At 73.1% G+C, this 9,834-nt stretch carries 9 protein-coding genes; 8 read left to right on the top strand and 1 reads right to left on the bottom strand.

Translation table 11 applies throughout. The features are described from left to right. Positions 1-1,042, bottom strand: a 1,042-nt coding sequence (mtnA, locus tag ACQKIP_RS30235; RefSeq protein ID WP_427744696.1) for an S-methyl-5-thioribose-1-phosphate isomerase, incomplete at its 3' end; no start/stop codon positions are given. Between the two features lie 393 nt (positions 1,043-1,435). Here mtnA and ACQKIP_RS30240 point away from each other — a divergent pair. The 8 genes from ACQKIP_RS30240 to ACQKIP_RS30275 are packed head-to-tail and all read left to right on the top strand — an operon-like array spanning position 1,436 to position 9,669. After that, positions 1,436-2,512 (top strand): BMP family ABC transporter substrate-binding protein, encoded by a 1,077-nt coding sequence (locus ACQKIP_RS30240; RefSeq protein ID WP_427744698.1) that lies wholly within the window; start codon positions 1,436-1,438, stop codon positions 2,510-2,512. Further along, positions 2,496-4,091, top strand: coding sequence for an ABC transporter ATP-binding protein (locus ACQKIP_RS30245; RefSeq protein WP_365860056.1), 1,596 nt, complete (start codon positions 2,496-2,498; stop codon positions 4,089-4,091). Before ACQKIP_RS30240 ends, ACQKIP_RS30245 begins: the two co-directional genes overlap by 17 nt. Beyond that, complete coding sequence (locus ACQKIP_RS30250) at positions 4,091-5,185, top strand: ABC transporter permease (RefSeq protein WP_365860055.1); 1,095 nt, start codon at positions 4,091-4,093, stop codon at positions 5,183-5,185. Before ACQKIP_RS30245 ends, ACQKIP_RS30250 begins: the two co-directional genes overlap by 1 nt. Continuing rightward, positions 5,182-6,078 carry an ABC transporter permease gene (locus ACQKIP_RS30255; protein WP_365860054.1) on the top strand — a complete coding sequence of 299 codons (897 nt, stop codon included), beginning with the start codon at positions 5,182-5,184 and terminating at the stop codon, positions 6,076-6,078. Before ACQKIP_RS30250 ends, ACQKIP_RS30255 begins: the two co-directional genes overlap by 4 nt. Continuing rightward, positions 6,075-6,857 carry a nucleoside phosphorylase gene (locus ACQKIP_RS30260; protein ID WP_365860053.1) on the top strand — a complete coding sequence of 261 codons (783 nt, stop codon included), beginning with the start codon at positions 6,075-6,077 and terminating at the stop codon, positions 6,855-6,857. Before ACQKIP_RS30255 ends, ACQKIP_RS30260 begins: the two co-directional genes overlap by 4 nt. Positions 6,858-6,888: 31 nt before the next feature. Further along, positions 6,889-8,277, top strand: a complete 1,389-nt coding sequence (locus tag ACQKIP_RS30265) for an amidohydrolase (RefSeq protein ID WP_365860052.1) — start codon at positions 6,889-6,891, stop codon at positions 8,275-8,277. Continuing rightward, the gene (locus tag ACQKIP_RS30270; RefSeq protein ID WP_365860051.1) at positions 8,274-8,909 is read left to right on the top strand and encodes a sulfite oxidase-like oxidoreductase; all 636 of its coding nucleotides are present in this window, start codon (positions 8,274-8,276) and stop codon (positions 8,907-8,909) included. The genes ACQKIP_RS30265 and ACQKIP_RS30270 overlap by 4 nt, the downstream gene beginning before the upstream one ends. A 4-nt stretch (positions 8,910-8,913) precedes the next feature. Further along, complete coding sequence (locus ACQKIP_RS30275; RefSeq protein WP_365860180.1) at positions 8,914-9,669, top strand: ferredoxin reductase; 756 nt, start codon at positions 8,914-8,916, stop codon at positions 9,667-9,669. The last annotated feature ends 165 nt before the right edge of the window (positions 9,670-9,834 follow it).

Here is a 9,834-nt window from a genome sequence, read left to right on the forward strand (position 1 = left end):
CCCCCGCCCCCACCTCAAGCACGCCCCGCTCCGTCACCAGCGCCGTCACCAAGGAACCCGGTGTCACGTCGAAGGCGGGGTTGTGGCCCCGGGAGGCCGCCGGAGCGGTGCGGACGCCCGCCCATTCCAGGACCTCCGCCTCGCCCCGCAGTTCGATGTGGATGTCCGCCCCCGTCGCCGTGGCGAGGTCGACCGTCGTCGTGGGGGCGGCGACCATGAACGGGACGCCCGCGTACGCGCACGCCAGCGCTATCCCCACCGTCCCCACCTTGTTCGCCGTATCGCCGTTCGCCGCGATCCGGTCGGCCCCGACGATCGCCGCGTCCACCTCGCCCCGCAGGATCGTGCCCGCGGCCGCCCCGTCCGCCTGGACGAAGTGCGGTATCCCCTCCTGCGCCAGCTCCCACGCGGTGAGCCGCGCGCCCTGGAGCAGCGGGCGGGTCTCGTCGGCGTAGACCGTCTCCAGGCGGCCCCGGCCGTGCAGTTCGCGGATGACGCCGAGCGCCGTCCCCCATCCCGCCGTGGCGAGCGCACCCGTGTTGCAGTGGGTGAGGATGCGCAGCGGACGCTCTCCGGTGCCGGAGACGACGGCCCGCTTCAGGAGCCAGTCGGCGCCGAACGCGCCCATCGCGTGGTTCGCCTCCAGGTCCTCGCGCACGATCGCGTCCGCCTCCGCGAGCACCGCGGCGGGACCCGCGTCGACGAGTGCGGCGACCCGGTCCACGCACACCATCAGGTTCACGGCGGTGGGCCGCGCGGCACGCACCCTGGCGACCTCCGCGTCGAGGCGTGCCCGGTCCCAGCCCTCGCGCTCGCCCTGTGCCATGGCGAGCGCGACGCCGTAGCCGCCGGCCGCGCCGATGGCCGGTGCGCCGCGGACCACCAGACGCACGATCGCGTCGATCAGCTGGTCGACGGTGGTGACGTCGAGGCGCTCCAAGGCGTGCGGAAGCGCGGTCTGGTCGATGAGGGAGAGGGACGGCGTGCCGTCGCCCTCCGCGGCCGCCGTCCAGGTGACCGCGCGCAGGTCCTGGCTGCTCATGTGCTCAACTCCGGGGAATAGGGGCATTTGTGGCCATGCGGGGAGGGGTGCCGACACCGTACCTGACGTGCTCGAACCATATTTCGAGACGTTCGTGCGGCTGTCCGAAATCCGGTGTTACCCTCACCGCCACCCGGGACGGATCGACCCACGGGCCCCCACGGGACAAGGAGGACGGCCATGAAATCCCAGCGGACCGCTGGCTCCATGAGCTGCCCCGCCGTGACCGGCAGCGGGACCGACGCCGTGGCCCACGGCGTGATCGACGGCCGCCGAATGTGCCGCTGTCCGCGCAGCTGTCGCTGTTGTCGCTGAGCGGCTGCGCTCCGCACGTCCGACCGATCTCCCTGCCACCGCCTGGGCTCCCAGGCTCCTTCGAGAAGGCGCTCCCGTATGTCCATGTCCCTGCACAGGTCGCTTCGCGTGTCCCGTCGTACGTCACTTCGGCTCTCCTCGCTCGCCGTCGGCGCCGCGCTTCTCGCCACCGGCTGCAACGCCGCCGCGAAGAAGGACGGTTCGGGCGGCGACGGGAACGGGGGCGACAAGGCGTTCACGCTGATCACGCCCGACCCGGTCGCGCAGAACGAGTTCCTCAAGCTGGCCGTCAGCGGGGTGAAGTCGGCCGCGAAGGCGCAGGGCGCCGGGTCCCCGAAGGTCTTCCAGAGCAGCGACACGTCGTCGCGGCAGCAGAACGTGCAGTCGGCCGTCGACTCCGCGCCCGATGTCATCGCGCTCGTCGGGTTCGAGTTCGCCGATATCGCGGCCCAGCAGGCCGAGGCGCACCCGAAGCAGCAGTTCCTGCTCGTCGACGCGTGCACGAAGAAGACGTACGAGAACGTCACCTGTGCGGTCTTCCGCGAGCACGAGGCCGTCTATCTCGCGGGCGCCGAGGCCGGGCTGCTCACCAAGAGCAAGAAGGTGGGCGCCGTCGTCGTCCTGGACAGCGTGCAGTTCCGCCGCTACAGCGATCCTTTCGCGGCCGGTGCGAAGAAGGCGCGGGCGGGGGTCAAGTCCCGCACGCTCTTCGTCGGCGGGCAGTCCCCGTTCAGCGACGCGGCGCGCGCCAAGGACCAGGCGGCGACGGTGGGTTCCGGCGGGGCCGACCAGGTGATGGCGGCGGCGGCCGGCGGCAACACCGGTGTCTTCCAGGCCGCGAAGGACAAGGGCTTCGAGGCGTACGGCGTCGACGCGAACCAGTGCGTCGGCAGCCCGGGCGTCGTCGTCGACAACGTACTGAAGAAGACGGACGTCGCCGTCGAGAAGGGCATCGCCCAGATCCTGAAGGGCAAGGGCCGCACCACGGTGTCGTACGGCCTCAAGGAGGGCGGCATGTCGCTGACCGGTCTTGAGCCCGGCGTCGCGGACTCCAAGTGCCTGATCGCCGACCACAAGGACGTGCTGAAGCGCGTCGAGTCGCTGCGGGACGACATCGTCGCCGGGAAGCTGAAGGTCAATGACCCCGCGGCCTGATCCCGCCTCCGGCTCCCCCGCCGACTCCCCCGCTGATTCCCCGGCCGACTCTCCCGCCGTCGAACTGCGCGGCATCACCAAGGAGTTTCCCGGCACCCTCGCCAACGACCGCGTCGACCTGACCGTCGCGCGCGGCGAGATCCACGCCCTGATGGGCGAGAACGGCGCGGGAAAGTCGACGCTGATGTCCGTGCTCTACGGGCTCCAGCGGCCGGACGCCGGGCAGATCCTGCTCGACGGGCGCGAGCGCACGTTCGCAAGCCCGAGCGAGGCGATCGCGGCGGGCCTCGGCATGGTCCACCAGAGCTTCAAGCTCTTCCCGTCGTTCACGGTCGCCGAGAACGTCGTGTACGGCATCGAGCCCCGGCGCTTGGGTCTGACGGACCGGCGTGAGGCCCAGCGGCGGGTGGGCGCGCTCGCCGAGGAGCACGGGCTCGCGGTTGACCCGGCGGCGAAGGTCGGGGACCTGCCGGTGGGTGTGCGCCAGCGCGTGGAGATCCTCAAGCTCCTGTACCGCGGCGCTCGTACGCTGATCCTCGACGAGCCGACGGCCGTCCTGACCCCGGCGGAGGCCGACGGCCTGTTCGGCGTGCTGCGCTCACTCGCGGACGACGGGCGTACGGTCCTGCTGGTCACCCACAAGCTGCGCGAGGTGATGGAGGGCAGCGACGCGGTGACGGTCCTGCGGGACGGCCGGGTCGCGGCGCGGATGCGGACCGCGCAGACCAGCGCGGACGGGATCGCCGCGGCGATGACGGGCCGTGCGGTGGAACTCGACCGCGTACATCCGCCGGGCACGCCGGGCGGCGAGGTCCTGTCGGTCGATTCCCTGTCGACGGACGCGGTGCACGAGGTGTCGCTCGCCGTCCGCGCGGGCGAGATCGTCGGCATCGCGGGCGTGGCGGGCAACGGCCAGAGCGAACTCGTCGAGGCGATCGCCGGGTTGCGGCCGCTCTCCTCGGGGCGGGTCACGCTCGCCGGGCAGGACATCACGGACGCGTCGGCGGCGGAGCGTCGCGCGGCGGGTCTCGCGTACGTCCCCGAGGACCGCGTGGCCGTCGGCACGGCCCCGGCGGCGACGATCGCCGAGAACCTGGCGATGGGCCACCACCGGGGGCACGGTCTGCTGCGCCCGTCCTGGCTGCGCGAGCACGCGCGCGGCCTGGTCGAACGCTTCGGCATCAAGGCGGCATCGTCCCGCCACACGGCGGGCTCGCTGTCGGGCGGCAACCTCCAGAAGCTGGTGATCGGCCGTGAACTCGCCCACGAATCACCCCTGTTGATCGTCGAGCAGCCCACCCGCGGCGTCGACATCGGCGCCATCCAGACGATCCACGACCAGCTGATCGCCCACCGCGACGCGGGCCACGCGATCCTCATGGTCTCCGCCGAACTGAGCGAGATCCGCGGCCTCTCGGACCGTGTCCTGGTGATGTACGAGGGCCGGGTGGCCGCGGAGCTCACCCGCGATCGCGCGGACGAACGCACCCTCGGCCTCGCCATGGCGGGCGCGACGCCCGACCGCGCCGCCGCCGCCGCCGTGAGCGATCGGCCCTCCCCCGTGAAGGAAGCCCCCTGATGGCCCTTGGTACCCCCGGCACCGCGGGGTCGGTCGGTGCGCGGGTGCTGCGTGCGCCCGCGTTGCATTCCGTTGTCGCCGCCGTCCTGGTCGGTGCGCTCTTCCTCGTCGGGACCGGTGCCGATCCCCTCGGGGCGTACGGGTCCGTGGTCAGCGGTGCGCTCGGGCCCGACGGCATCGGGTCCACGCTCACCACCGGGACCAGCATCATCGGCCTCGCGATCGCGCTCGCGATCCCCATGCGGGCGGGGCTGCTGAACCTCGGCGGGGACGGGCAGCTGGTGCTCGGCGGGATCGCCGCGGCGGCCACCGGGCTCTACTGCCCGCTGCCCGCGCCGCTGACCGTCGTCGCCGCGCTGCTCGCGGGGATGGCGGCCGGCGCCGCCTACGCCGCGCTCGCCGCCGTGTGCCAGAACCGGTTCGGTGTGCCGCTGCTGGTCAGCAGCCTGCTGCTCGGGTATCCGGCGATGTCCTTCGCCTCCTACCTCGCGCGTTTCCCGCTCAAGGAGGAGGGGTCGAGCCTGCCGCAGACCGAGCGGCTGCCGGACGGCGTCGAACTGCCCGCGTTCGGCTCGTCGACCGTCACCGTCGGGCTGCTCCTGGTGGCCGTCGCCGCCGCAGTCTTCGTCTTCGCCGACGCCCGTACCGCCACCGGCTACGAGATCCGCATGACGGGTCTCAATCCGCGCTTCGCCGCGTACGCGGGTGTCGACCGGCCACGGCTCACGCTGCGGCTCATGGCGCTCTCCGGTGCCGTCGCGGGGCTGGTCGGCGCCATCGGCGTCCTCAGCTTCCCCTACCGCTTCATCGACGGTTCGCTCACCGCTGCCGGGCACACCTGGACCGGTCTGACGGCCGCGCTCCTGGCCGCCGCCGCGCCGATCGGCACGGCCCTCGCCGCTCTGTTCTTCGCGGCGCTCGAAGTGGGCGGGCTCGCCATGGAGCGGACCACCGAGGTACCGCGCGAGCTGACCCAGGTCCTCCAGGCCGTGGTCATCGTCTTCCTCGCGGCCAGGCTCAACCTGACGTGGCGGCGGGCGAAGAAGAAGCCTGCCGAGTCGCCCGCCGACACCAAGGAAGTGAGCGTGCGATGAGCATCGACTCCGCGCTGTTCCACTCCGCGCTCCTCGCCCTCACCCCGATCCTCCTGGCCGCGCTCGGCGGTGCGGTCTGCGAGCGGGCCGGTGTCTTCAACATCGGCCTCGAAGGCATGATGCTGATCGGCTGCTTCAGCGGTGTCGCGGGCAGCTGGTTCACCGGGAGCGCCTGGCTCGGTGTGGTGTTCGCCGCCCTCGCGTCGGCGGCGTACTCGATGATCCTGGCCGTCGGGACGATCTCGCTGCGCGGGGACGCCGTCGTCCTCGGCGTCGCGCTCAACCTCCTCGCGGTCGGCCTGACGGGGTTCCTGCTGCGTACGGTCTTCGGCGTGCAGGGCACCTTCTCCGACCCGGATCTCGCGGGACTCGGCGGCATCGACGTGCCGTTCGTCGGGGCCGCGCTCTCCGGGCACTCCGCCCTCGTCTACCTCTCGTGGGCCGCCGTCGCCGTCGCGGCGGTGTTCCTGGCCCGCCATCCGTGGGGCCTGCGTCTGCGCGGCGTCGGCGAAGCACCCGACGCGGCGGCGACGCTGGGCGTGAGCCCGGCGAAGTACCAGTACGCCGCCGTCCTCACGTCCGGCGTCCTGTGCGGTCTCGCCGGGGCCCAACTCGCACTCGGCAACGTCACGTTGTTCTCCGAGAACATGACCGCCGGGCGTGGTTGGATCGCCGTGGTGGCCGTGATGCTGGGCCGCGCCCTGCCGCTCGGCGTCCTGCTCGCCGGGCTGCTCTTCGGCATCGCGGAGGCCGTCGGCTTCCGCCTCCAGGGGGTCGGCATGCCGCAGCAGGCGACCGACGCGGCGCCGTACGTGGTGACCCTGGCCGCCCTCTTCCTGTCCACGGCGCGCAGGCGCCGCCGCAAGCCGCCTCTGGTAGGAGCACCTTCATGACGACCGACACAAGCAACACCGGGGCGCTCTCCGACGCGCTGCCCATCACCCGCGTCCCCCGCACCGGCCTGCCCACCCGCGCGGTGGTCGTCGGCGACCCGGCGCGCGCCGGCGCCGTCGCCGACCTGCTCGACGACGCGAAGGAGGTGTCGTACCACCGCGAGTACCGCACCTTCACCGGCACCTGGCAGGGCACCCCCGTGGTCGTCGCCTCGCACGGCGTCGGCGCCCCCGGCGCGATCCTCCTCTTCCAGGAGCTCGCCGACGCGGGCGTCACCACCATCGTGCGGCTCGGCACCGCGGGCGCGATCCGCCCCGGCATCCGCGACGGCGACCTGGTCATCGCGGACGCGGCGGTACGCGACGACGGCGTGACCCAGCAGCTGATCCCCGCCGAGTACCCGGCGTTCGCGACCCCTGAGGCGGTCATCGCGCTCCAGCGTGCGGCGCGCGCGGCCGACGCCCCCTACCACCGCGGTGTGGTGTGGACGCGGGCCGCGTTCCAGCCGGGCTTCCTGCCGCTGCCCGGCGAGGCGTACGCGGCCGCCGGGATCGCGGCCATCGAGATGGAGCTGTCGGCGCTGTACGTCTTCGCGTCCACGCGCGGCCTCACGGCGGGCGGCGCCCTGGTCGTCGACGGCGCCAACGCCGATGAACTCGTCGACGAAGAAGCCACCGGAGGTTACAACCCCCACCGCGACGTAGTGGCCGAAGGAGTCGACCGGGGCGCCCGGATAGCCTTGGACGCCCTGCGCCTGCTGGCCGCCACGGAGCACTGAGCCGCACCCGAACCGACGGAGAACCGAACCGATGCACCCCACTGACCTGCCCGCCCAGGACCGGGGCGGCTCCATAGACCTCCTGGTCCACGGCGGCGACGTCCTCACCGTCGACGCGTCGGGCACGGTCGTGGCGGACGGCGCCGTCGCCGTGCGCGCGGGCCGGATCGTCGAGGTCGGCACGGCCGAGCGGCTGCGCGCCGTCTACACCGCCGCCGACGAGCTGGACGCCTCCGGGTGTCTGGTCCTGCCCGGCCTGATCAACACGCACACGCACCTGGCGATGACCCTGTTCCGCGGGATCGCCGACGACGTCACGCTCCAGGGCTTTCTGGCCCGGGTGATCCCGGCGGAGGCGGCGGGGCTCTCGCCGGAGACGGTGACGGCGGGCATCCAGGGCGCGATCGCCGAGTCCGTACGGGGCGGGGTCACCGCGGCGCTCGACATGTACTGGTTCCACGAGGCGGCCGAGGCGGTGGCCCGCGACGCGGGGTGGCGCCTCCTGACGGGCCCCACATTCATGGACGTACCGGGCCCACCGGACGGCCGCCCCTACGCCGACCGGCTGGGCTGGGCTGCGGCGGACCTGGCCGCCCGCACCCCGGCGCCGGGCACCCGTCCGGTGGTCTTCGCGCACTCGGCGTACACCCTGGATCCCGGCCAGCTGACGGCGATCAGCGCGCTGGCCCGCGAGCACGGCGCCCTGCTGCACATCCACGCCGCCGAGAACGCGGGCGAGGTGGAGATGGTCACCGCGCAGCACGGCATGCGTCCCGTGGAGCTGCTCGACTCGCTGGGCGTGCTCGGCCCGGACACGCTGCTCGCGCACGCGGTCGACCTCACGGACGCGGAGATCGGGGCCATCGCCCGCACCGGTACGGCGATCGCGCACTGCCCGGTGTCGAACCTGAAGCTGGGCTGCGGCATCGCGCGCGTCCCCGACCTCCTGGACGCGGGCGTCACGGTGGGTCTGGGCACGGACGGCGCGGTGAGTTCCAACACGCTGGACCTCCTCGGCGCGGTGAAGCTCGCGGCCCTCGTGCACAAGGCGGGCGGCGATCCGACGGCGGTCGGCGCCGAGCAGGCCGTGCGGATGGCGACCATCGAATCCGCCCGGGCGCTGGGCCTCGGCGACCAGCTGGGCTCCCTGGAGCCCGGCAAGCGCGCCGACCTGATCGTCCTCGACCTGTCGCGCCCCCATCTCACGCCGCGGCACGATCCGTGGTCGATGCTGGCGTACGCGGCGGCGTCGTCCGACGTCAGGGACACGGTCGTCGACGGCCGTGTCCTGATGCGGGACCGTACGCTGGAGACACTGGACGAGCAGCGAGCGCTGCGCGCCCTGCGGGACGCGGCGGCCTCTGCGGCGCCCGCCCCGGCGAACACGACAAGCACCTCCGAAGTGGCAAGCACCGTATGACCGCCGAGCACGGCATGACCATCGAACCCACCCGCGGCTTCACCGGCCGCGCCCGAGCCGCCGACCGCGACCCCCGGCTGCCTCCCGGGCAGTACGACGCGGCGGACGGCTGGCCCGTCCTGTCCGCCGAGGTGACGCCCGGGCTCACGGCGGCGGAGTGGACGTTCCGCGTGGACGGGCTCGTCACGTCGCCGCACACCTGGACGTGGGACGAGGCGCACGCGCTGCCCGCGTCGGAGTACCGCGGCGACATCCACTGCGTGACCAGCTGGTCCAAGTTCGGGGTGCGCTTCGGCGGGGCGAGCCTGGACGCGTTCCTGACCGCCGCCGGGCCCCGCCCGGAGGCCACGCACGTCGTCGCGTACTCGCACACGGGGTACACCACGAGCCTCCCGCTGTCCGACGTGACGGGCGGGAAGGCGTGGATCGTCTGGGAGTACGGGGACGGCCCGCTGCCCCCCGAGCACGGCGGCCCCGCCCGCCTGATCGTCCCCCACCTCTACTTCTGGAAGAGCGCGAAGTGGGTGGCGGGGCTGCGGCTCCTGGACCACGACGAGCCCGGCTTCTGGGAGCAGAACGGCTATCACCACCGGGGAAATCCCTGGCGGGAGGAGCGTTACTCCGGTGACTGAGTCCGTGAACGGCACCTTCGTGCCACCGACGCGGTTCGCCGTGCCCGGCCGGATCGCGGTGAGCAATCGCGCGGCTTCCGTCTGGCAGCGGGCGACCGTGGTGGAGGTCCGCCGCGACAACGCCGCCGGAACGGTCTCCACGTTCCGGCTGAAGGTGGCCGACTGGCAGGGACACCTGCCGGGCCAGCACGTGATGCTGCGGCTTACGGCGCCCGACGGCTACGTCGCACAGCGCCACTACTCGCTCGCCTCGGCCCCGCGGGACGCCGCCGAGCACGGCGAGATCGAGCTGACCCTGGACCATGTGCCGGGCGGCGAGGTGTCCGGGCATCTGCACGCGGTCGCCCGGGTCGGTGACGTGGTGGAGGTGCGGGGGCCGCTGTCCGGGTTCTTCGCGTGGCCCGGCGACCGCCCCGCGCTGCTCCTCGGGGCGGGCTCCGGCGTGGTTCCGCTGATGTCGATGCTGCGGCACTGGCGGGGGGCGGGGCGGCCGGTGCCGTTGCGGCTTCTCGTCTCGGCGCGGACGCCGGAGGATCTGATCTACGCGGACGAGTACGGGGACGAGACCACGGTCGTCCTCACCCGCACGGAGGGCCGGCTGAACGCCGAGCACCTGGCGCCGTTCCTCGGCGCGGGGCAGCCCGAAGGGGGCTGGGAGGCGTACATCTGCGGCTCGAACGGCTTCGCCGAACACGCGTCGCGCCTGCTGGTGGCCGGGGGCCAGCCGGTGGACCGCATCCGCATCGAGCGGTTCGGGTAGGGGTAACGGCGGTCCCTGCGGGGCTTTCCCCCATCCCGCCCCAAACGCCGGCCGGGCTGGAATAGCCCGTCCGGCGTTTGAGGACGAACTCGGCGGAGCCGGTGATGACGGTACGTACAAGGCCCCTGCGCCGAGCGGGTTTTCGGGAAGGGGCGGGGTTGGGGA

Source organism: Streptomyces sp. NPDC059900 (assembly GCF_050270335.1).
GTDB lineage: Bacteria > Actinomycetota > Actinomycetes > Streptomycetales > Streptomycetaceae > Streptomyces.